Source organism: Nocardioides caldifontis, from assembly GCF_008087345.1.
GTDB lineage: Bacteria > Actinomycetota > Actinomycetes > Propionibacteriales > Nocardioidaceae > Marmoricola_A > Marmoricola_A caldifontis.
The window spans coordinates 1-22,144 of record NZ_VHIB01000001.1; the positions used below are offsets into that span (position 1 = coordinate 1).

The 22,144-nt window shown below is 72.9% G+C and carries 19 protein-coding genes; 11 read left to right on the forward strand and 8 right to left on the reverse strand.

From position 1 onward, the window contains the following. From FIP57_RS08150 to FIP57_RS08160, 3 genes are all read right to left on the reverse strand, one after another. Positions 1–382 (reverse strand): hypothetical protein (locus FIP57_RS08150; RefSeq protein WP_148573058.1); only part of this gene is annotated, 382 nt, incomplete at its 3' end. 236 nt (positions 383–618) lie between these two features. Beyond that, positions 619–2,346 carry a formate--tetrahydrofolate ligase gene (locus tag FIP57_RS08155; RefSeq protein WP_238993357.1) on the reverse strand — a complete coding sequence of 576 codons (1,728 nt, stop codon included), beginning with the start codon at positions 2,344–2,346 and terminating at the stop codon, positions 619–621. Beyond that, entirely contained in the window at positions 2,343–2,960 is a 618-nt protein-coding gene (locus tag FIP57_RS08160; RefSeq protein ID WP_148573060.1) for a cyclodeaminase/cyclohydrolase family protein, read from the reverse strand. Before FIP57_RS08160 ends, FIP57_RS08155 begins: the two co-directional genes overlap by 4 nt. 112 nt (positions 2,961–3,072) lie before the next feature. Between FIP57_RS08160 and FIP57_RS08165 the strand changes: the two genes are divergently transcribed. The 4 genes from FIP57_RS08165 to FIP57_RS08180 all read left to right on the forward strand — a co-directional run bounded on the left by FIP57_RS08165 (position 3,073) and on the right by FIP57_RS08180 (position 6,371). Beyond that, a complete protein-coding gene (locus FIP57_RS08165) occupies positions 3,073–4,212 on the forward strand; it encodes a zinc-dependent alcohol dehydrogenase (RefSeq protein ID WP_238993463.1) in 1,140 nt (379 codons plus the stop codon). 10 nt (positions 4,213–4,222) lie between these two features. Next, positions 4,223–4,792 carry a hypothetical protein gene (locus FIP57_RS08170; RefSeq protein WP_148573062.1) on the forward strand — a complete coding sequence of 190 codons (570 nt, stop codon included), beginning with the start codon at positions 4,223–4,225 and terminating at the stop codon, positions 4,790–4,792. Positions 4,793–4,959: 167 nt separating this feature from the next. After that, positions 4,960–5,592, forward strand: a complete 633-nt coding sequence (locus FIP57_RS08175) for a hypothetical protein (RefSeq protein ID WP_148573063.1) — start codon at positions 4,960–4,962, stop codon at positions 5,590–5,592. A 95-nt stretch (positions 5,593–5,687) separates the two neighbouring features. Further along, positions 5,688–6,371 (forward strand): GAF domain-containing protein, encoded by a 684-nt coding sequence (locus tag FIP57_RS08180; protein WP_162529725.1) that lies wholly within the window; start codon positions 5,688–5,690, stop codon positions 6,369–6,371. Between the two features lie 4 nt (positions 6,372–6,375). Here the strand turns inward: FIP57_RS08180 and FIP57_RS08185 are convergent, their stop codons facing one another. Next, on the reverse strand, positions 6,376–7,287 hold the full coding sequence (locus FIP57_RS08185; protein WP_148573065.1) for a LysR family transcriptional regulator: 912 nt from the start codon (positions 7,285–7,287) through the stop codon (positions 6,376–6,378). A gap of 172 nt (positions 7,288–7,459) precedes the next feature. Between FIP57_RS08185 and FIP57_RS08190 the strand changes: the two genes are divergently transcribed. Genes FIP57_RS08190 through FIP57_RS08200 form a run of 3 tightly spaced genes read left to right on the forward strand, consistent with a single transcriptional unit; the run spans position 7,460 to position 11,994 of the window. Next, complete coding sequence (locus FIP57_RS08190; protein WP_148573066.1) at positions 7,460–8,608, forward strand: LLM class flavin-dependent oxidoreductase; 1,149 nt, start codon at positions 7,460–7,462, stop codon at positions 8,606–8,608. Between the two features lie 42 nt (positions 8,609–8,650). Beyond that, a complete protein-coding gene (locus tag FIP57_RS08195) occupies positions 8,651–9,160 on the forward strand; it encodes a flavin reductase family protein (RefSeq protein ID WP_203231127.1) in 510 nt (169 codons plus the stop codon). A gap of 5 nt (positions 9,161–9,165) precedes the next feature. Next, positions 9,166–11,994, forward strand: a complete 2,829-nt coding sequence (locus FIP57_RS08200) for an FAD/NAD(P)-binding protein (protein ID WP_148573067.1) — start codon at positions 9,166–9,168, stop codon at positions 11,992–11,994. A 394-nt stretch (positions 11,995–12,388) separates the two neighbouring features. Here the strand turns inward: FIP57_RS08200 and FIP57_RS08205 are convergent, their stop codons facing one another. Then, a complete protein-coding gene (locus FIP57_RS08205; RefSeq protein ID WP_148573068.1) occupies positions 12,389–15,178 on the reverse strand; it encodes a S8 family serine peptidase in 2,790 nt (929 codons plus the stop codon). Positions 15,179–15,406: 228 nt separating this feature from the next. Between FIP57_RS08205 and FIP57_RS08210 the strand changes: the two genes are divergently transcribed. Continuing rightward, entirely contained in the window at positions 15,407–17,491 is a 2,085-nt protein-coding gene (locus FIP57_RS08210) for a fibronectin type III domain-containing protein (protein WP_148573069.1), read from the forward strand. A 6-nt stretch (positions 17,492–17,497) separates the two neighbouring features. Here FIP57_RS08210 and FIP57_RS23600 read toward each other — a convergent pair whose 3' ends face one another. After that, a complete protein-coding gene (locus FIP57_RS23600) occupies positions 17,498–17,638 on the reverse strand; it encodes a hypothetical protein (RefSeq protein WP_203231128.1) in 141 nt (46 codons plus the stop codon). A 315-nt stretch (positions 17,639–17,953) separates the two neighbouring features. Here FIP57_RS23600 and FIP57_RS08220 point away from each other — a divergent pair, with 315 nt between their 5' ends. Then, positions 17,954–18,619: an ion channel gene (locus tag FIP57_RS08220; RefSeq protein WP_238993358.1), complete on the forward strand. Its 666-nt coding sequence runs from the start codon at positions 17,954–17,956 to the stop codon at positions 18,617–18,619. A gap of 80 nt (positions 18,620–18,699) precedes the next feature. After that, positions 18,700–18,948: an acyl carrier protein gene (locus FIP57_RS08225; protein ID WP_148573070.1), complete on the forward strand. Its 249-nt coding sequence runs from the start codon at positions 18,700–18,702 to the stop codon at positions 18,946–18,948. A 23-nt stretch (positions 18,949–18,971) separates the two neighbouring features. Here the strand turns inward: FIP57_RS08225 and FIP57_RS08230 are convergent, their stop codons facing one another. Then, positions 18,972–19,616, reverse strand: coding sequence for a response regulator (locus tag FIP57_RS08230; protein ID WP_148573071.1), 645 nt, complete (start codon positions 19,614–19,616; stop codon positions 18,972–18,974). Beyond that, positions 19,613–21,622, reverse strand: coding sequence for a sensor histidine kinase (locus FIP57_RS08235; RefSeq protein WP_203231129.1), 2,010 nt, complete (start codon positions 21,620–21,622; stop codon positions 19,613–19,615). Before FIP57_RS08235 ends, FIP57_RS08230 begins: the two co-directional genes overlap by 4 nt. A gap of 104 nt (positions 21,623–21,726) precedes the next feature. Here FIP57_RS08235 and FIP57_RS08240 point away from each other — a divergent pair, with 104 nt between their 5' ends. Next, positions 21,727–22,122, forward strand: coding sequence for a hypothetical protein (locus tag FIP57_RS08240; RefSeq protein ID WP_148573073.1), 396 nt, complete (start codon positions 21,727–21,729; stop codon positions 22,120–22,122). Positions 22,123–22,144: the final 22 nt, after the last annotated feature.

Sequence of the window (22,144 nt, forward strand, 5' to 3'; positions counted from 1 at the left end):
CGGCCTCGCTCATGCTGAGCTCGGTGGCCAGCTGGGTGATCGCGAACTCCTGCACCATGAAGCAGCCCTGCCCGTCGAGGCGGAGGCTGCCTTCGACGCCGAGCTCACCGGGGGTGGAGGCGAGCCGCTCGGCGGCCCACTCGGGGACCGGCTGCCCGAGGATCCTGGCCTTGGCGGCGGCGACCTGGGCCTCGTGCCCGGCGGGAGCCTGGGCGAGCAGCACAGGGTCGATCGCGCCCTCGTCGAGCTCCCGGCCGGGGGCGACGCGGTGCAGGTCGGCCCAGTGGCACAACGCCCGGAGCTCCTCCGCGGCCGCGACGTCCTGCGCGACCCGGCGGGCCCGGATGAACGCCAGAGCCGTTGGGGCGTCCTGGCCCAGCACGTCAGGCTCCACCGGCCGCTCGACCGCACCGTCAGTGCCGGCTCAGTCCCTCGAACTCGCGGTGGGGATGAGCTCGAACGGCTCTGGTGCGGTGGTCTTCATGGGCAGGACGCTACGGAGGCCCACCGACAGTCCGTGGGAGTGGTGCAGACCGGTTTTCCCCAAGCAGGGTTGGGGATTCGGCGATTCGACACGCTCCACCACCCGGTGGTTTCGACAGGCTCAACCACCGACCACTACGAGAGCCCCAGGATCTGGCCGTCGTCGGTGAGGTCGATCCGGCTTGCGGCGGGGGTGGCGGGCAGCCCGGGCATGGTCATGACGTCACCGCAGATGACGACGACGAACCCGGCGCCGGCCGAGAGCCTGACCTCGCGGACGTGCAGCGTGTGGCCGGAGGGCGCGCCGCGCAGGTGCGGGTCGGTGGAGAAGGAGTACTGCGTCTTGGCGATGCAGACCGGCAGCGAGCCGAAGCCGTCCTTCTCGATCCGCTCGAGGCGACGGGCGGCCTTCGGGTCCCACGTGACGCGGCCGGCGTCGTACAGCCGCGACGCCACCGTCTCGACCTTCTCGGCCAGCGGCAGGTCGTCCTCGTAGGTGAAGGTGACCGACGGCTCCTCCCGCTGCTCGACCAGCGCCAGCACCCCCTTGGCGAGGTCCAGCGCGCCCGCACCGCCCTCGAAGAAGTGCCTGGCCGGGAAGGCCTCCACCCCCTCGGCGCCGACCAGCTCGACGACCAGGTCGATCTCGGCGCGGGTGTCGGTGGGGAACTGGTTGAGTGCCACCACGCACGGGATCCCGTAGCGCTCGCGCATGTTCCGCAGGTGCCGGCGCAGGTTCTCCATGCCGGCCCGGACCGCGTCGAGGTTCTCGTCCTTCAGGTCGGCCACCTCGACGCCGCCGTGGTACTTCAGCGCCCGGACGGTGGCGACCACGACGGCCGCGTCAGGCACCAGGCCGGACTTGCGGCACTTGATGTCGACGAACTTCTCCGCGCCGAGATCAGCGCCGAACCCTGCCTCGGTGACGACGAAGTCGGCGAGCCGCTGCGCGGACCGGGTCGCGATCACCGAGCTGCAGCCGTGCGCGATGTTCGCGAACGGACCGCCGTGCACGAAGGCCGGCGAGTGCTCGAGGGTCTGCACGAGGTTGGGCGCGAGCGCGTCGCGGAGGAGCACCGCCATCGCCCCGTGCGCGTCCAGGTCGCGCGCGGTGACCGGGGTGCGGTCGTGCGTGTAGCCGACGACGATGTCGCCGATCCGCCGCTTGAGGTCGGCCCACGACTCGGTGAGGCAGAAGATCGCCATCAGCTCGGAGGCCACGACGATGTCGAAGCCGTCCTCGCGCGGGTAGCCATTGGGCACGCCGCCGAGCCCGACCACCACGTCGCGGAGGGCGCGGTCGTTGAGGTCGAGGACCCGCTTCCAGGTCACGGTGCGTACGTCGATCCCGAGCTTGTTGCCGTGGTGCACGTGGTTGTCGATCAGCGCCGCGAGCAGGTTGTTGGCCGCCGCGAGCGCCGCGAAGTCGCCGGTGAAGTGCAGGTTGATGTCGGCCATGGGGACCACCTGGGCGTAGCCGCCGCCGGCCGCCCCGCCCTTCATGCCGAACACCGGCCCCATCGACGGCTCGCGGAGGCACGCCATCGCGCGCTGACCGAGCCGGTTCAGCGCGTCGGTGAGCCCGACCGTGGTCGTCGTCTTGCCCTCGCCCGCCGGGGTCGGGGACATGCCGGTCATCAGCACGAGCTTGCCGAGCGGCCGGTCCTCCAGGCTGGCGAGGTACGGCAGCTCGACCTTCGCCTTGTGGTGGCCGTAGGGCACGAGGTTCGACTCCTCGATCCCCAGCGTCTCGCGCGCCACCTCGGTGATGCGCCGGAGGTACGCCGCGTTGGCGATGTCGATGTCCGGCGGGACGGGCGGGAGCCCCGAGGAGCCGGCGGTGTGGTCTGCGTCACTGTTCACGGGAGGCATCTTCGCCGGACGATCTCCCCGATGTCGATGGCTCGCCGCAGAAGATCGTCCACGTCGGCGACATCGTCGAGCAGCTCGTGTGCTGACTCGCGGGTCAGGTTCGACTCGACGTTCCTCCTGCTGGTGCTGGCCGCGGCGTGCGCGGCGTCGGTGGCGGCGGCGAGGTCGGCGGCCACCGTCGGGTTCACGTAGGGCAGCAACCGCTCCGCGAGGGTCACGAGGTCGCGGGCCACGGCGACCACCCCGGCCGGGGGTCGCGCGGCCCCCACCATCGCCTCGCGCACCCGCTCGTCGCGCTCCGAGCCCCTCGGCAGGTTCCACGCGTCGCGCACCTCGGCGAAGGCGCGCACGTCCTCCGCGGCCAGCTCCAGAGCCCGTTCGCGGAGCCCGTCCGCCGCCTCGGCCAGCGGCCCCGCGGCCTCGTCCGCGTCCTCGTCGTCGCGACCGGCCGTGAACCGGGCGGCCATCGCGAGCAGCGCCGCCGACTGCGCGGCGAGCAGTGCGGCCGCGACCCCGCCCGCGGGGGCGCTCGTGCGCGCGGCCAGCCCCTCGAGGTAGTCGGCGATCGAGAGCTGTGAAGGGTCCAGGGGTGCGTCGCTGTCCATGCGCCGACCCAACACGGTGATCACCGGCCGGACAAGCGGGCCCGTTTCCGGCCACCCGCCCCGGGTACGCCGATGCTGCGAGCGATCGGACGAGGAGGCACGGGTGAAGGCGATGGTGTACCGAGGGCCCTACCGGGTCCGGGTGGAGGAGAAGGACCGTCCCGTCGTGGAGCACCCCAACGACGCGATCGTGCGCGTGACCCGGGCGGCGATCTGCGGCTCCGACCTGCACCTCTACCACGGGATGATGCCGGACACCCGGGTCGGGATGACCTTCGGCCACGAGTTCATCGGCGTCGTCGACGAGGTCGGTCCGTCGGTGCGGAACCTCTCGGTCGGCGACCGGGTGATGGTGCCGTTCAACGTCTACTGCGGCAGCTGCTTCTTCTGCGCCCGCGGCCTCTACTCCAACTGCCACAACGTCAACCCGAACGCGACCGCGGTCGGCGGGATCTACGGCTACTCGCACACCTGCGGCGGCTACGACGGCGGCCAGTCGCAGTACGTCCGGGTGCCGTTCGCCGACGTCGGGCCGAGCCTCATCCCCGACTGGATGGACGACGAGGACGCGGTGCTGCTCACCGACGCTCTCTCGACCGGGTACTTCGGCGCCCAGCTCGCCGACATCGTCGAGGGCGACGTGGTCGTGGTCCTCGGCGCCGGCCCCGTCGGGCTGTACGCCGCGAGGTCGGCCTGGCTCATGGGGGCGGGACGGGTGGTGGTGGTCGACCACCTGGACTACCGGCTCGAGAAGGCCCGCACCTTCGCCCACGCCGAGACGATCAACTTCGTCGAGCACGACGACGTCGTGGTCCACCTCAAGAAGCTCACCGACGGGCTCGGCGCCGACCGGGTGATCGAGTGCGTCGGGGCCGAGGCCGACGGCAACTTCCTTCAGCACGTCACCTCGGCGAAGCTCAAGCTCCAGGGCGGCTCACCGGTCGCGCTGAACTGGGCGATCGACGCGGTGCGCAAGGGCGGGACCGTGTCGGTGATGGGGGCCTACGGCCCGATGTTCAGCGCGGTGAAGTTCGGCGACGCCCTCAACAAGGGGCTCACGCTGCGGATGAACCAGTGCCCGGTGAAACGGCAGTGGCCGCGGCTCTTCGAGCACATCCGCAACGGGTACCTGAAGCCCAACGACATCGTCACCCACCGCATCCCGTTGGAGCACGTCGCGGAGGGCTACCACATCTTCTCCGCGAAGCTCGACGGCTGCATCAAGCCGTTGATCCTCGTCGACGCGGCCTGAGGAGGACCCGATGCCCTACACCCCCGACAAGCCGCCGCTCGCCGAGAACAGCGAGCAGCTCCGCGCCCGGATCCCCGGGTGGGGCGCCGACCTCGACCCGGCGGACCGTCCGGCGTACCCGCGCGAGCGGTTCGACCCTGGCGCCAGCGGCGCGCACTGGGAGCTCCCCGAGCAGCAGCCGGAGAAGTGGCCGCGCGAGCGGTCGATCGAGCACCTGCGGCTCACGCCGGTCTTCGGCACCTCCACCCCGCCCCGCGGGCTCTCCGGCGCGATGCGGAAGCTCGCCTACCGGCGGTGGAGCGAGGGGCGGGCGGCGCACTGGCTGGTGCTGCTCGCCGCCGACCGCGTCGACACGGTGGAGAGCACGCTCCGCTCGTTCGCCACCACGCGACCGGACAACCCGGTCACCCAGACCGGGATCCTGAGCGAGCGCCGGCACCACGGGGTGGCCTCCCGCGTCGGGCAGAACCGCGCCGACGTCCGGCACCAGCTCCTCGACCCGGTGATCGTCGGCGCACCCTGGGTGGCCGGCGGCGTGGCGGCGTACAGGCTCGGAAAGCGGCTGGTCCGGCGCCGCTGACCTTCGGCGTCGAGCTCCTCGCCGCCGGACCCAGTGGCGACGGTGGTCCCGGCTCCGTAGTCCGGTCGGGCCATGGCGCGGTCGTCGGTAACGCGCTCCGGTCTCGGCACGGCTACCGTGTCGCCGGCGCCGACGGGGGCGCCCGCTGACGACGAGGACGACGGACGATGAGCGACGAGGACCGCACCGGGGACGCCGGCCACCAGCCGCAGGTGAGCCCGGACGGGAAGTTCGTGTGGGACGGCCACAACTGGGTGCCGACCCGGCAGCCCACCCAACAGCAGCCGCAGGGCCGGCAGACCAGCCCCGACGGCCGGTTCTGGTGGGACGGCCGGCAATGGGTGCCGGTCCAGCAGCCACCCCAGGCCCCGCACCAGGCCCCGTCGTACGTCGCCCCCTACCCGACCGGGCAGGAGCCCCCGAAGCGCGGCATGGCGACCGGGCTCAAGGTCCTCGTCGCGCTGGCCGCGCTCTTCGCCGTCGGCGTGGTCGGGCTGGTGGTGCTGGCGGTCGTCGTCGGCGACCCCAACAGCGACCTCACCTGCGAGGAGGTCGCCGAGGAGGCGGTGGGGATCTCCGACGACCAGGAGGGCCAGCTCTTCGTGCTCGAGGACGTCAAGGCGCTCAGCATCGTCGAGGACAACCGCGACGACTACGAGACGCCCTCCTCCGGTGAGGAGGTGATCCTCTCCTGCGAGGGCACCGGCGTGTGGGACAAGCTCGACGAGACCCCGGTGCTGGTGCAGAAGACGATCGACTCCGACGGAGACGAGTGGATCCGTTACGAGATGACCGACTGAGGACGTTCGTGCCGGGATTAGACCGGCTTGCGCGCCGGTTCCGTGGGCCGCTGCGGCCGACGTACGCTCCGAGGACCGACCGAGGGGAACACGTCGTGGAACCGCGCACCAGCAGCACCCGGGTCATCGAGCACCACACCGATCCGCGGCAGGCCGACAACCTGCTCCGCGGGGTCACCTCGGCGCTACCGGCGCTGGCGCGTGACCTCAACGCCACGCTCCTGGCCGGACCGCAGAGCCGGGCCGAGAAGCGCCGTGCGCTCAACGAGCACCTGCTCCATGCCCTGACCACGCTGACGCCCGACGCTCCCGTGCGCGGCGCGCTGTTCTGGTTCGACGACGGGGAGCTCCGGACCGACGAGCTGCGCCACGGCTGGGCGGAGGTGCCGCCGGTGCCCGAGCCGACGAGCAAGCGCTACGCGACGATCCTCGCCACGCTGCGGGACGAGCCGGCGCTGGTGTGGGTTCACGACCTCGCGGACGAGCCCGGACACGCCGCGGCCGCGTTCGCGCTCGGCCGGTCGTGCCGCTCGCTGGTGGTCTGCCCGATCACCTACGCCGAGCGCACGTTGGGCTACGTGCACCTCGAGTCCGACGAGCCGGTCTACGACCGCACCACGGCCGAGGTGGTCGCCGCGATGGCCCAGCTGTTCGCCGCGGCCCGCGACCGGTTCGACGAGCTCCACGCGGCGACCGCGCCGGCGGTGCTCGGTGACCGCCCGGCGATGGCCGAGCGCCAGCTCCCGCCGGTGAGGGTGCCGGCGCAGCGCCGCCCCTGACGCGTCAGGCGGACCCTGCCTCCCGTGCGCGGGCGTGGCTGCCCAGCTCCGCCTGCAGCTCCCGTACGGCGGGCGCCAGGTGCGCGCCCTTCCGGCTGAGGCAGAGCAGCGTCACGTCGGTGTCGTCGTCCTTGATGGGCCGGTGCACGATCACGCCGGCCCGGACGAGCGGATCCTCCTCCATGCTGTAGTCGGGCAGCACGGTCACCCCCAGCCCCTCGGCGACCAGCAGCTTCCCCATCTCGGCGCCGTCGGTGGAGAACGCCATCGGCGGCGGGTCGCCGTCGAAGAGCCGGTGGGTGAACCGGTGCATCAGGTAGCCGGCGCGCATCGTGATGAACCGCTGCCTGCGCAGCTCCTCGACGGTCACCGCCTCCTGGTCGGCGAGCGGGTCGTCGGGGCGGCAACAGACCACCGGTCGGCCGTGCGTCAGCTCGGTGGCGGCGAGGTCGGGAGGGACGTCGTCGCCGGGCAGGACGTTGATCAGGCCGAGGTCGATGGCTCCCTCGCTCAGCGCGGTGAGGACCTCGGCGTGCTGGGTGCTGAGGATCTCGACGGTCGTGCCCGGCCGGCGGGCCCGGAACTCGCGCACGGCGGGCACCAGGATCGGCGAGGTGCCGGCGTTGACGGTGCCGATCCGCACCATCCGGGAGAAGAGCTCCTGGTCCCCCGCGGTCGTCCGCAGCCGGTCGACGGCCTCGAGCACCTCGACGATGGCCGGCATCAGGTCACGCCCCTGGCGGCTGATCCGGGCGCCCGTACGGCGCCGGTCGAGCAGCGTCACCCCGAGCTCCCGCTCGAGGTTGCGCACCGACTCGCTGAGCGCCGGCTGGGACAGGTGGAGCCTGTCACCGGCCTTGCGCAGCGAACCGTGCTGGATGACGGCGACGAGGTACTCCAGCTGTTCGAACCTCACGGCACCACTCCCCTCTCCCCGCCAGGCGACCCGGGGCGATAGGAGCGCCCTTGCGGCACATCGGAGGTTTGTCGCGCCCCGTGGCCGTGTTCACCTTGTGTCTCTCACGTTTGTCTAGCAACCTACTGCACTAACGGCAGCTAGTGCACCACCGGCACGAGATGAGGACCCCATGACGCTGACCTTCCACTGGTTCCTTCCGACCAACGGCGGCGACGGCCGTCAGGTCCTCGCGGGCGGCCACGGTGTGGAGACCGGCAGCATGGGTCGCCCCGCCTCGCTGGGCTACCTGGGCCAGGTCGCCCGCAGCGCCGAGCAGCTCGGCTTCGAGGGAGCACTCACGCCGACCGGCTCGTGGTGCGAGGACGCCTGGGTCAGCACCGCCATGCTCGCCCCGCTCACCGAGCGGCTGAAGTTCCTGGTCGCTTTCCGCCCCGGGGTCATCTCGCCGATGCTCGCCGCGCAGATGGCCACCACGTACCAGAACATGAGCGGCGGCCGGCTGATGCTGAACGTGGTCACCGGCGGCGAGGGGGTCGAGCAGCGGGGCTACGGCGACTTCCTCGACAAGGCCGGGCGCTACGAGCGCGGTGACGAGTTCCTGACGATCGTGCGCCGGCTCTGGCGCGGCGAGACCGTCGACTTCGAGGGGCGCCACCTCCGGGTCGAGGGTGCCCGGCTCCAGCAGCTGCCGGACCCGGTCCCCGAGGTCTACTTCGGTGGCTCCTCGACCGCGGCCGGCACCGTTGCCGCAAGGCACGCGGACGTCTACCTCACCTGGGGCGAGCCGCCCGCCGCGGTCGCCGAGAAGGTCGAGTGGATCCGTGGGCTGGCCGAGAAGGAGGGGCGCGAGCTCCGCTTCGGGATCCGTATGCACACCATCGCCCGCGACACCTCCGAGGAGGCGTGGACCGAGGCCCACCGGCTCCTGAAGGACATCGACGACGGAAGCATCGCCCGCGTCCAGGCCGGGCTGCGCGCGAGCGAGTCCGAGGGGCAGCGCCGGATGCTCGAGCTCAACCGCGGCAGGAAGGACGACCTCGAGGTCTACCCGAACGTCTGGGCCGGCGTCGGCCTGGTCCGCGGCGGTGCCGGGACGGCGCTGGTCGGCAGCCACCACGAGGTCGCCGAGCGGATCGAGGAGTACCACGCGGTCGGGATCGAGGAGTTCGTCCTCTCCGGCTACCCGCACCTCGAGGAGGCGTACTGGTTCGGCGAGGGCGTCATGCCGCTGCTCGAGAAGCGCGGCCTCTGGAAGAGCCGGGTCACCACCACCTACCGCCCCTCGGTGGTGCCGTTCGCGGCGGCGGCCGCCTCATGAGCGGCCTCACCGCCATCTCCACCACCCGAGCAGGAGTCTGACGTGACCATCGTGCTGCCCTTCGCCACCGCCGACGAGGACCTCGACCCGTCCGTCCTGCGTCGCGCGTTCGGTGCCTTCCCCAGCGGCGTCGTGGCCGTGGCCGCCGAGGTCGACGGCCGCCACGTCGGCATGGCGGCGAGCTCGTTCACCTCGGTCTCGCTGGCGCCGGCGCTCGTGTCGTTCTGCATCGCGAACTCCAGCACGACCTGGCCGCTGCTCCGCCGGGCACCGCGGCTGGGGGTCAGCGTGCTCGCCGACCACCACGACCAGGTCTGCCGCCAGCTCTCCGGACCCGCCGAGGGCCGGTTCCAGGGGCTCGACCTCCTGCACACCGACGCCGGCGCCGTGCTCCTCCACGAGGCCGTCGCCGGGTTCGACACCAGCGTCTTCCGCGAGGTCCGGGCCGGGGACCACACCGTCGTGCTCCTGCGGCTGCACGCGGTGACGCACAGCGACGACGGCTCGCCGCTGGTCTTCCACCGCTCGTCCTTCGGCCGGCTGGCCGGGTGAGCGCCGTGAGCCGGCGTGAAGGGGCACCGCGCCCGACCGTCGTGGTCGTGGGCGCCGGCGCGGCGGGCACCCTCACCGCCGTCCACCTGACCCGGATGGCCTCCCGACGGTCGACCGCCCTCGACGTCCTGCTCCTCGACCCCGCCGACCGGTGGGGTCGAGGCGTCGCGTTCGGCACCCCCGAGGAGGACCACCTCCTCAACGTCCCGGCAGCCGGGATGAGCGCGCTGCCCGAGGACCCGGCGCACTTCGTCTCCTGGCTCAGCCGCGAGCTCGCCACCGTGCAGGACCCCAACGCGTTCATGCCGAGGCGGAGGTTCGCGCTCTACGTCGACGACCTGCTCACCCGCGAGCTCGCCGCGGCCGAGGGGCTGGTGACCCTTCGCCACGTGCGCGACCAGGCCACCGGCGTCGCTCGTACCTCGTCGGGCTGGGCGGTGCTGACCCGCACCGGCACCGTCCTCGACGCGGCCGCGGTCGTCGTCGCCACCGGGCTCCCCCAGGTCGGCTGGTCCTGGGCACCGACGTCGTTGCAGCAGTCGGCGTTCTTCGTCGCCGACCCGTGGGCCCCCGGTGCCCTCGACGTCGTACGACGGGACCGCAGCGGCCCCTCCGACGTGCTCGTCGTCGGGGCCGGCCTGACGATGGTCGACGTGGTGCTGTCGCTCTCCGGCGGCGGCAACCGCCCCGACCGCGCCCTGCACGCGTTCTCCCGCACCGCCCGCCTGCCGCGCGCGCACCTGAAGACCCCCAAGGTGCCCGTCATCCCCGACATCACCGACTGGGGCGACGACCTCGACGCCATCCTCGCCCGGGCCGAGCGGCACTTCCTCGACGTGCGGGCCACCACCGGTGACTGGCGCCCCGCGGTCGACGGGCTGCGGTTCCGGCTCGCCGAGCTGTGGGGCCGCCTCGGCGAGGACGACCGCCACCGGTTCGTCACCGAGCACGCCGGTGCCTGGAACGTCCTGCGCCACCGCATGCCGCCCTCCAGCGCCCTGCTCGTCGAGTCGCTCCGCGAGAGCGGCCGGCTCACCGTCGGCACCGGCGAGGTCGTCGACGTCTCACCCTTGCCGCGCGGCGGCCTCCGGGTCAGGCTCTCCGACGGCTCGACCCGCGAGGTCGGCTGGGTGGTCAACTGCACCGGCCCCCGGCCGGACGTCCGCGGGCTCGGCAACCCGTTCCTCGACGACCTCCTGCGGCCCCGCGCTGGTGCGGCGCTCGCGACGATCGCGACCGGAGGCATGGGGTTCCGCACCGACAACGGCCGGCTGCTCGACTCCGCCGGCACCACCGACGCCCCGGTCTGGACGCTCGGCGCGCTCCGCCGCGGGGAGCTGTGGGAGTCGACCGCCGTGCCGGAGATCCGCGGCCAGGCGCTCGCCGTCGCCACCGCGGTGCTCGACACGGTCGCGCCGCTTCCCCGCCGGCTCGAGGACGGCCGGCTCGTCGGCGGTCACCACCCCGTCGCCCGCCCGCGCGACCCGCTCGGTCTACCGCTGTCCACGACCACGGAGGCGGCCGCGTCCTTCAACGCCGGGCTGGAGCGCGTGATGCTGCTCCAGTCGGGAGGGGAGGAGCTGATCCGCGAGGCCACGCTGCTCGACCCGGGCTTCGCGGTCGCCCACGCGGCGCTGGCGATGCTCGGTCACGAGGCCGGCGCCGGCACCGACGTACGCGCCAGCCTCGCCGCCGCCCGCGAAGCCATCCGCAAGCGTGGCGACGCCCGCGAGGCGAGCCTCGTCGACGTCGTCGCCCGACGGGTCGAGGACGTCCGGCGGACCGGCGCACAGGCGCTGATGGCGCACATCTCCGCGCACCCGCGCGACGTGCTCGCGGTCTCGGCGGCGGTGCCCACCATCGCGTTCTCCGGGATCACCGACGTGCAGCGGCAGGCGTGGGACCTCGTCGAGGGGCTCGCCCCGGCGTACGGCGACCACTGGTGGTACATCTCCCTGCTCGCGTTCACCCGCCAGGACCAGGGACGGTACGACGAGGCGGGGCTGCTCGCCGAGAGCGCCCTGTCCTGCGAACCCTCGTCCGGCCACGCCGTGCACGCGCAGACCCACGTGTTCTACGAGACCGGCGAGCACGAGGCCGGCCGGGTGTGGCTCGACCACTGGGTCGCCGAGAGCGGCCGGTCGGCCAGCCACCGGGCGCACTTCTCCTGGCACGCCGCGCTCCACGAGCTCGCCCTCGGCGACACCGAGGCCGTGCGGAGGCGGTACTACTCCCAGCTCGCGCCGCCCCAGGTCTGCGGCGTCCGCGGGCTCGTCGACTCCGCGTCGCTGCTCTGGCGGTGGCAGCTCACCACCTCCGGGTGGGACGGCGCCGCGGCTGCTGTGGGGGCCGCACCGGCGTTCGCAGGCGAGGGGCCGGTGCCGCCCGTGAAGCCGATCCTCGAGGCGCTCGACGACGCGCTGGTGCTCCGACCCCAGACCCCGTTCGTGGCGCTGCACTCCGCGGTCGCGCTGACCGCGGCCGGAGACGCCGGACGGCTGGCGGCCCTGCGGCACCACTGCTCGTCGGCGCACGACCCCGTCGTGCGGACGGTCGTCGCGCCGGTCTGCGAGGCGTTCGAGGCGATGCTGGCCGAGGAGTGGGGGCGCGCGGTCGGGCTCCTGTCCGACGCCCTGCCGGTGCTGGTGCGGGTCGGCGGTTCGGCCGCCCAGCGCGAGGTCGTCGAGGAGGCGCTGCTCTTCTGCCTGGTCAGCAACGGCGACGCCGACGGGGCCGCCACCCTGCTCGGGGGCCGGCTCGACCGGCGGCCGTCACCCCTCGACGCCCGCCGCCGGGCCCGGTTGCTCCGGGAGCCCGCCCTCGACGGCCGCTGACCCCCGGCCGCTGACCCGGCACGTCCTGCCCTGTTTCCCCGCCGAGCCGTCGCATCTTCACCGGCTTTCGGGGCCGAGTCGTCGCATCTTCACGCCGTTCTCGCCGCGAGCCGTCGCATCTTCACGAGATTTCGGGGCCGAGCCGTCGCATCTTCACCGCGCCTGCACCGTTCATGTCGCCGACAGGTCTGGGCGGGCCAACGAGATGCGGACGGGCATGAACGACGCCGACCACCCGCATCAGGCAAGCAACGCCGACTGGACCGCCGTACGCCGGCAGGACGCGCCGACTCGACCCTCATCCGGAGTGAAGATGCGACGACTCGGCATCAAAATCACGTGAAGACGCGACGACTCGGCGGGGAAACCGGGTGAAGATGCGACGGGTCGGCGGTCAGCGACCTCCGAGGACGGTCTTCTTGGCGTCGAGGAGCCCGTAGCCGTCGACCGGGGAGTACCCCTTCCCGAGCCGGTTCCGGAACTGCCCGACGATCTTCGAGCCGTTGGTGCGCCGGGCCTCGAAGACCATGCCGCGCGGGTCTCCGGTCCCTTGCGGGATGGAGATCGCGCCGCCGAGCTCGTCGGCGCCGTTGCCCTCGCTGACGTCTCCGAACGGCGACATCGCCAGGTCGCGGTCGACCCCGAAGGTCAGCCACTGGCCACGCTTCAGCCCCTTCGGGAACTTCAGCGTCATCCGCCGGTAGACCCCCTTCGGGGCGTCACCGCCGGCCGGCACCGAGAACACCGCGCGCACGTCCTTCGCGGACAGCCCCCGGCTGGTCGAGCCGACGGTGAACGGGAAGCCGACCTCGCTGAACGGCCCGGCGGCGTCGAACGGCCGGGGGTCGAAGACGATGCCGCCCTTGCCCCGCTTCCCCAGCGCCGTCGGGCTCGCGGTCTCGCCGTAGAACGTGACCTGCTTGAGCGGCTTCTTCCCGTCGTACCGCAACCGGAAGAAGTCGGTGTCGTCCAGCGTGCCCGGCACCGGGCTCCCCTCGGCGCCCTGCGGGCCGAAGGCGCGGACGGTGAGCCCGCCCTTGCGGCCGCCGGAGCGGAACGGGTCGAGGTCGTGGGCGAACGTCGACCGCGACATCAGCCGCCGCATCGCCTCGGGCTTCATGCGCCCGCGCTCGTCGAGCACGAGTGCCGCCACCGCCGCGGCGTGCGGGGCCGCCGCACTGGTGCCGAAGAAGTTCGGCAACGTGTCGGGGTCACGCGTGGTGTCGGAGAAGAAGAACGTGGTGTTCCCGCCGTCGGTCGACGCGATCAGTGGCGAGGTCCGCTGCTGCGGTCGGCGGTACCGGTTGCCCTCGGAGTCGAAGAGCACCGGGAGCCGGCCGCCGACCGAGGTGAAGTACTCCGGCAGGAAGGGCCGGAACGGTTCGTACGCCGCGACGCCGGTGGCTCCCGCGGCCGCCGAGTGGCCGAAGACCGAGGGGGCGAAGGGGTTCTCGTACTCGGTGAAGTACCAGTCCCCGTTGGCCACCGCCCGGAGCCGGGTCGCCTTCATCGGGCCGGTTCCCGCGCGGCTGACGACCATCTGGATCTCGGGGAGCCCGGCGAGCGCGACGATCTCGATCGGGCGGCCGGAAAGGGTGTTGAGGTCGCTCAGCGCCCCGAGGTAGCCGCCGTCGGCGTCGAAGAACAGCACGTTGAAGTCCGCGGTGACCTGCGACGGCGCGGTCACCGGACGGACCACCACCTCGAAGTCGCCGACCTCGCCCTGGAACCCGGTGACGGTGATCGTGTAGTCACCGGCCGTGTCGATCTCGGTCGCCAGCAGCTCGGGGCTGGTGCCGGTGTCGATCGGGCCGACCACCTCGCCGTCGGGGGTCTCGACCGTGAGCAGCAGGTCTGTGGAGCCCGACGGGATGCCGTCGACCCGGATCTCGACCGTGGTCCCGACCTGCTCGGGCGTCGCGGTGAAGGTGAAGCTCGGCTCCGGCTCGGCGGCGGTGATCGCGCCCGTCGCCTCGAAGATCGGGTCGCCGTACGTCGCGCCGTCGAGGTCGAACGGGTCGTCCCACTGGAAGCTGAGGAGCCCGCCGGCCTCACCGAGCGTGATCGTCTGGGCGATGTCGACACCCGGGCCGGGGCGCACGTCCTGCAGCCCGCCGTCGTACAGGTCGGGGTCGACCTGGCTGAAGTCGAGGTCGCTGCCGGCCACGCCGCGCTCCGGCGAGACCAGCCGGACCCGCGACTCCCAGGCGTTCTGCTGCCCCTGGTTGCCGGCGGAGCTGAAGTAGTGGACGCCGTCCGCGGCGACGTCGTCGATCGCGTCGCTGAGGATCGAGTCGGAGAAGAACGGCTCGTCGAAGTAGGCGACGTCGTCGACGATCACGTCGGCGCGGCAGGGCCCGCTGCGGTCGGCGAGCCGGCGGACGTTGTCGGCGAACCCGACGAGGCCGGTGAACGCGGTGGCGAAGCAGAGTCGCGACCGGGGCGCCACGTCGTGGGCGATCTGCAGCATCCCGCGCCCCTCATCGCTGGCGTCGGGGGCGTCGTAGTCCTCGAGGACCACCACGGGGTTCGGGTTGCGGCGGTTGCCGGGGCCCGGGAGGTCACCGGAGGCCACGTCGTCGGCCGCCCGGGTCAGCGGCGGTGCGCCGTTCAGCTCGGTGGCGGTGTCGAAGGAGTCCGACAGCGCGCCGATCGTCACGCCGCTGCCGGTGATCCCGCGCCGGTGCACCTCGTCGACCCGCTGGAACGGCACCCCCGCCCAGTCGACCGAGCCAGCGGAGCCCTGCGGCTTCACGACCTGCGCCAGGGTGCCGGTGCCCTCGAGCGAGGCCAGGGAGCGTACGGCGTCCAGCGGCACGAACCCCTCGAGCGTCCCCACCTCCGGGTCGGTCGCGGTCACGACCATCCCGAGCTCCTCGGCCTGCCGGCGGAACGCCTGCCGCGCGACCCCCTGCTGCGGGGTGAGCGAGACGAGCACCCGCCCGGCGTCGTCGCGGACGGTGAGCGCCTCCTGGTCGAAGCGGAGCCCGCCCACGGCCTTGCGGCGCAGCCGGGTGGTGTCGTCGGCGAGCAGCCGGCCGAGCCCGTTGCCGAGCGCGCTGCGCACCTCGGGGACAGGGGTCGGGTCCACCGCCTCGGACGGTTGCACGCTGCCGGGGACGAGCCCCGCCCCCGCGACCATCCCAACCCCGACGACACCGACGATCCACCGAGCACGCGCCATGCGTGAGCCTCCCCTGTGCGGGCGCCGGTCCGAGCGACGCCTGAGGCCGCGACAGTAGTCCCGTACCCAAGGTCCCGAAAAGGGGGCATTCCGTGGGGGTCCCGCCAAGTCGGGACGTTCGGCGGTCGAATGAAGGCCCCGAACCGGTGCGAAACGGTTGAGCGTCCGGTTAGCGTTCCGGGACGTCGGGCGCCGGGGGGCTCCGACGCGTGAACCTGGGAGCCAGTCTTGAGGCCAGTCGGACGCCTTGTCCTCGCGGTCGTCGCCGCGACCGTCCTCGCCCTGACGGGGTCGCTCGTGGGGTTGGTGACCTCGCCCGCCACCGCGGCGTACAACACGGTGCCGGGGCGCTCGTGGGTGCCCAACGGCGTCGTCTACGACGTGGCCCGGGGCGACGACGTCATCTACATCGCCGGGGACTTCACCAGCCTGCAGGACCCGGCGACCGGCACGACCGCGACCCGGCAGCGGGTGGCCGCGCTCGACGCGGCGACCGGTGAGCTGCTGCCCTGGAACCCGGGGGCCAACGACACCGTCCGCGCGATCGACGCCGCGGGCGGCACCGTCTACTTCGGCGGCGAGTTCTCCCAGGCGAACGGCGAGCCCGCGACGCGCATCGCCGCGGTAGGGGCCGACGGCAGCGCGGTCCCGGGGTGGAGCGCGCAGGTCAACAACACGGTCGTGCGCATCGTCGCGACGCCCACCGCGGTCTACATCGGCGGCCAGTTCGGGGCGGTGAACGGCGTCCAACGGCCGCGGCTGGCCCGGCTGGAGCCGGGCACCGGTGCCCTGGTCAGCACCTTCAACGCCCAGGTCTCCGGCGGTCGGGTGAACGCGATCGCCCTCTCGCCGGACGGCACCCGGCTCTACCTCGGCGGCACCTTCTCCCAGCTGCGCGGGCAGAGCCGGGTCTTCCAGGGCGCGGTCGACGCCGAGACCGGAGCGGTCTCGACGTCATGGGCACCGCCGGCCCGCTGCGACATCTGCCACATCTTCGACATGGTCGCCGACGGCGACCGGGTCTTCGCCGCGGTGGGCGGCGGCGGCGGCCGTGTCCTGGCCTGGAACGAGAACGGCGGGGTCGCCTGGCAGCGGCGCGGGGACGGCGACGTGCAGGCGATCGACGTGGACTCCGGGATCGTCTACGCGGGCGGCCACTTCGGTCCGCTGTTCGAGGGGCAGACCCGCCACATGCTGGTCGCGCTCGCGGTGTCCAACGGCGCCGTCCAGGGCTACCGGCTGCCGTTCACCGGCTCCGACTTCCCCGGCATCTGGGCGGTCCTCGCCGACAGCTCGGGGCTCCACATCGGCGGCTCCTTCCGGTTCAGCGGCGGCAACCCGGCACGCCGCTACGCCCGGATGAGCTACATCGTCGAGCCGCCGTCGGCGCCGCAGGACGTCACCGCCACGGCGGTCGGCCGCGAGGTGCGGGTCAGCTGGGGCGCTCCCGTCAGCGACGGCGGCGGGATCGACCGCTACCGCGTCTTCGTGAGCCCGCGCGGGAACTTCGCCGACGACCAGGTCTGCCAGGTGACCCGGCGCAGCTGCACGGTCCCCATCGGCCCCGACGGGCTCGTCGAGGGGCAGACGTACACGTTCACGGTCCGGGCGCTGAACAGCGCCGGTGTCGGCCCGCTCTCCGCTGCGTCCGCCCCGGTCGTCGCCGACGGTGTCGGGCCGCGCACCACGGTCAAGCAGCCGAGGTGGCGCACGGTCACCGGCACGACCGGGCAGCTCCGCTGGACCGCGACCGACCCGTCGGGAGTGTCGGAGTACCGCGTCGCGACGCGCTCGGGAGTCGCGCGCAAGAAGGGGTACGGCGCCTGGACCACCACCTCCACCACGGCCACGTCGACCACGCTGGCGTTCGCGCCGGGTCGGACGGTGTGCGTGAAGGTGCGGGCGGTCGACGGGCTGGGGAACCTCGGCCCCTGGTCCGCGGTGGCGTGCCGCTCGACCCCGACCGACGACCGGGCGTTCAAGGCCAAGGGCACCGTGAAGCGGCTCTCCGGCGCGTCGTACTTCGGCGGCACCGCGAGCCGGATCACCGGCCCGAAGAGCGAGCTCCGGCTGGGGAAGGTGCTGGCGAAGAACGCCTCGCTCGTCGCCTGGTCGTGCTCGACCTGCGGCAAGGTGCGGGTCTACTACGGCAAGAAGCTGGTGAAGACGGTCAACCTCAAGGGCGCCGCGAAGCAGCGCGTCGTCGCGCTGCCAGCCACCGGCAAGGCCGGGCGCAAGCCGATGAAGGTCACCCTGCGGCCGGCGAACAAGAAGCCGGTCGTGGTCGACGGCGTCGCGCTGCTGCCGCGCTGACCTGGCTCAGCCTTCCTCGAACCGCATGGCGTCGAGGTTCCAGTAGCCGCGCAGGTTGAGGATCCGGCCGTCGTCGTCGACGCGGTAGCAGAACACGCCGCGGACGGTGCTGGTGAGCCCGCCCTCGAAGGAGCTTCGCAGCGTCATCACGTGCGCGACCTCGTGCGGCGAGCTCGACGGGAACGTCTCCTCGCAGGTGATCCGCAGGTCGTTGGTGACGATGTTCCGGTCGTAGAACTCCTCGACCGCCGCGCGCCCCGGACCCCCGTCCCGTCGGGGTTGGTGATCGCCAGCCCGATCGGGACCTCGATCACCACGTCGTCGGCCATCAGGGAGAGCCACCCGTCGCGGTCGTGGGACTGGACCGCCGCCCAGGACGCGCGGGAGGCCCTCATCGCCGGCGTCTCGGTCTTCTCGTCCGTCATGCGCGCCATCCGGCCCCGTCGGCACTAGCCTGACGCGGTGCGGACCACCCGCTTCTTCCGGACCACCCCCTGCGCGATCCTCCTCGTCGTGCAGCTCCTGGGGGTGCTCGCCTACCCCTTCATGGAGGACACGGTCGCGGGCCAGTCGCTGCTCGCCCTGTTCGGTCTGCTGGTGCTCGGCATCGCCCTCCTCGCGATCCGGATGACGCCGCTGCTGTGGTGGGTGGCGCTCGGCATCGCGGGCCCGTCGGTGGGGCTGCTGCTCGCCCAGGCGGTCACCAACAACGGCGACCTGGCGCCGTGGAGCGCCGGCTTCGAGGCCGCGCTCTACTTCTACGCCGCCGCCGCGATGATCGTCTACATGCTCGAGGACGACCGGGTCACCACCGACGAGCTGTTCGCGATCGGCGCGGTCTTCACCCTCCTCGCGTGGGGCTTCGCCTACGTGTACGTCGTGGTGCAGGCCGTCGACCCCGGGAGCTTCATCGCGGCGCTCTCCCCCGACGAGTCACGGTCGTGGACGGAGATGCTCTACCTCTCCTTCTCGACCCTCTCGGGCGTCGGGCTCTCCGACGTGGTGCCGGTGAAGGGTCACGCCCGGAGCGTGGTGATGATCGAGCAGGCCGCCGGGCTCTTCTACATCGCGATGGTGGTCACCCGGCTGATCGGGCTCCAGGCGGCGCGCCGCGCGTCGCGCCACTGACCCCGTGTGAGCCGGCGTCGGAGGGGTACCGGACGCGCGCAAGCGCCCCTCGGGGGCGGCACCGACGACAGGAGGCTCCCATGGCCACCGGCGAGACCGGTTTCGACGACGTCACCTTCGACCTCATCTCGGTCCAGTACCACTCCCTCAAGGCCGGCCACGACTACGGCCAGTACGTCCGCGACGCCGAGAACGCGAACCAGCAGGAGATCGCGGACTTCTTCCGCCAGGTCATGGAGGAGGACTCGAACCGCGCGAAGAAGTGCCACGAGTTCCTCCGCCGGCTGGGCGGGACGGACAACACCAGCCCGCAGTCCGGACCGGCCTGACGGACCGGACCGGACGTCGGCGGTCAACCACCGAGGCCGGCGTCGCGGGCCCGGGCCACCGCCTCGGCGCGGCCGGCCACGTGCAGCTTGGCGAAGACGTTCGACACGTGGTTGCGGACCGTCTTGTCGCTGACGACGAGCTGCCGCGCGATCGCGGCGTTGGTGAGCCCGCGGGCCACGAGGTCGAGCACCTCCCGCTCCCGCTCGGTCAGCTCGGGGAAGGGCGTGACCTCCGGACCGCTGCTGCCGGACGCGAAGTAGGAGAGCACCCGCCCCGCGATCCCGGACGAGAACACCACCTCCCCGTGCGCGACGGCGTCGAGCGCCCGGGCGATCTCGGCCCGGTCGGCGCCCTTGAGGAGGTACCCCTTCGCCCCCGCCCGTACGGCGCTGAACACCGACTCGTCGTTCTCGAGCATCGTCAGCACCAGCACTGCGGTGCCGGGGTGCTCCGCGGTGATCTCCCGGGTCGCCTCCACGCCGTTGAGCTCCGGCATGTGCAGGTCCATCACGACGACGTCCGGGCGGAGCTCGGTGACCATCGCGACCGCCTCGCGACCGTCGCCGGCCTCGCCGACGACCTCCTTGTCGGCCATCGTCGCGATCGCGGTCACCAGCCCCTCGCGGTAGAGGGGGTGGTCGTCGACCACCAGCACCCGGACCGTCATGCCGCCCCCACCGGCACCGGCGCGAACGGCAGCGTCGCGGTCACCAGGGTGCCGTCGTCGTCCGAGTGGAGGGTGAACCGCCCGCCCAGCTCCTCGGCCCGCTCCCGCATGGTCGTCATGCCGAGCCCCGTCGGGGCTGCCTGCGGGAGCCCGGTCCCGTCGTCGGCCACGGTCACCTCCAGCGCGTCGTGGCCCGCGACGATCCGCACCCGGACGACCGACGCCCCCGAGTGCCTGACCGCGTTGCCGGCCGCCTCGCCGACGAGGTGGTACGCCGCGACCTCCACCGCGGCGGGCAGCTCCGGGAGCGCGTCGACCTCCGCGACCACGCGGGTCCGGCCCGTCGAGAGCCGGTCGGCGAGCGCGTGCACGGCGGTGACGAGCCCCAGCTCGTCGAGGGTGGGCGGCCGGAGCTCGTGGACCAGCGCGCGGACGTCGGCGACCGCGGCGTTGAGCCTCGGCACCAGCCGGTCCAGCACCGCGACGGCGGCGGCGGGGTCCTCGGCCGCGAGGTCCCGGGCGGTCTCCGCGTGCAGCGCCAGGGCCGCGAGCGACGGACCGACCCCGTCGTGCAGGTCCCTCCTGAGCCGCCGGCGCTCCTCCTCCCGGGCCAGCACCACCGCCTCGCGGGCCCGCTGCGCCTCACGGGAGAGCAGCACGGTGTGGGCGGCCACCGCAGCCTGGGCGGCGAGCCGGTCGAGGGCCCGGACGTCTGCGTCGTCGAACCCCGCGGAGCGGCGCACCGCGAGGACGCCGAGCCGCTCCCCCGCGTAGACGAGGTCGACGGCCACCTCCTCACCCGCCCCTCCGCCGTACGACGCCACGGTGCCGTCCCCGAGGGCGAGCCGGGCCTCCTGCGCGCGCAGGGAGCGGGCCACCTGCTCGACCACCGACGGGAGCACCCGCTCGACGAGCTCGTCGGGGGCGGCCACGGAGCCGAGCCGGTCCCCGAGCCTGGCCAGCACCGCGTAGGGCTCCTCGGCGTCGCCGTGCACCCACCGGTTCACGTGGCGCTGCAACCAGGTCCGGGCCGGCAGCGCGAGCAGGGCGATGACGGTGGTGGCGACGATCGGAGCGCCGGTGCTCTCCCCGAGCACCTCGCCGAGGAACCACACGGTGGCGGCGTACACCCCGGCGACGACCGCGGAGAGCAGGCCGTAGACCAGCGACCGGGAGATGACGACATCGACCTCCCACAGCCCGTGGCGCAGCACGGCGACGCCGATCGCCGCCGGGAGCGGCACCATCGCGAGCCCGGCGACCACCTCGGTCGTGGCCACCGGGAGCACTTGGGCGAGTCCGAACAACAGGACGGTGCCGGCGTAGCCGAGCAGCACCCACTTGAGCTGCTGCCGCTGCACGTCGACCGCGCCCTGCCACCGCACCACCAGTGAGGTGAAAGCGACCAGGACGGCCACCACCAACGCGCTGCCGCCGACGACCCAGACCACCGGGTCGCCCATCGCCTCCACCGCGACCGGGTTCCGTGCACCGGCGAAGGGCTCGGGGAAGTCCTGCGCGTCGTACGGCGTGAGCGCCCAGGACACGGACACCACCAGCAGGGTCGCCGTGCTCAGCACGAGCGCGGGCCACCAGCGCGGGGACGGCAGCCGCCCCTCGGGGAGGAGCAGCGGCAACAGGGCGGCGATCGCCACATAGCCCGGCGCCCAGCACCACGACCCCAGCCACAGCGACCACTCCCGGCCGGGGACGGCCGTGCCGAGGAACGCGTACTCCTGCAGCAGCAGCGATCCTCCTTGGGCGAGCGCCACCGCACCCATCAGGTTCCGCAGGACCGTCGCGTCGCTGCGGCGCAGCAGGACCGAGCCGAGGCCGTACGCGAGGGACGCGGCGAAGCCCATCAGCCAGAACGAGGGCTCGCTGGTGCGGCCGGCCGCGGCGTTCGCGGCGTGCAGCCCCGCGCCGAGCAGACCGGCGACGACACCGACAGCTCCGAGGACCACTCCCATGACGGCATCTTCGCGGTCGGGGTATCCCGTCGTCACGGGACACGGTGTCCCGACCAGGTCGGTGTCCCGGACCGTGGGCGCCGGGACAACTCCGCCACGACGGTGGTGCCACTGACCACACCACTGAGAGGGAGGACGTCATGACGACGCTCACCAACCACCGCCCCACCGTCACCGCCACCCGCCGCCTCCCGGCACCGGGGCTCGCCGCCGGGATCCTCGTCCTGCTGATGGGAGCGATCGGCGGGTACGGCGCGATCTACTTCACCGGCCTCGAGGGGTGGGACGACTTCGGGATCACCTACGTCACGACGTACGAGTGCATCGCCGTGACCGCGCTGCTCTCCGGTGTCGCCCTGCTTCGGGGCTACCGTCTCGGGCTCGTCGGGGTCCTCTGGTACGCCTCGTTCCAGGTGGTGTTCACGCTCTGCAAGCTCGTGACCATCCAGGAGGTCGAGGCCATCCCCTTCGGCGTGGCCGCGCTGGTCGTCCTCGCCCTCGCCACGCGCCCCTCCGTCCGGACCCACGTCCGCTGACCCCACCCCGGGGTTGTCGAGC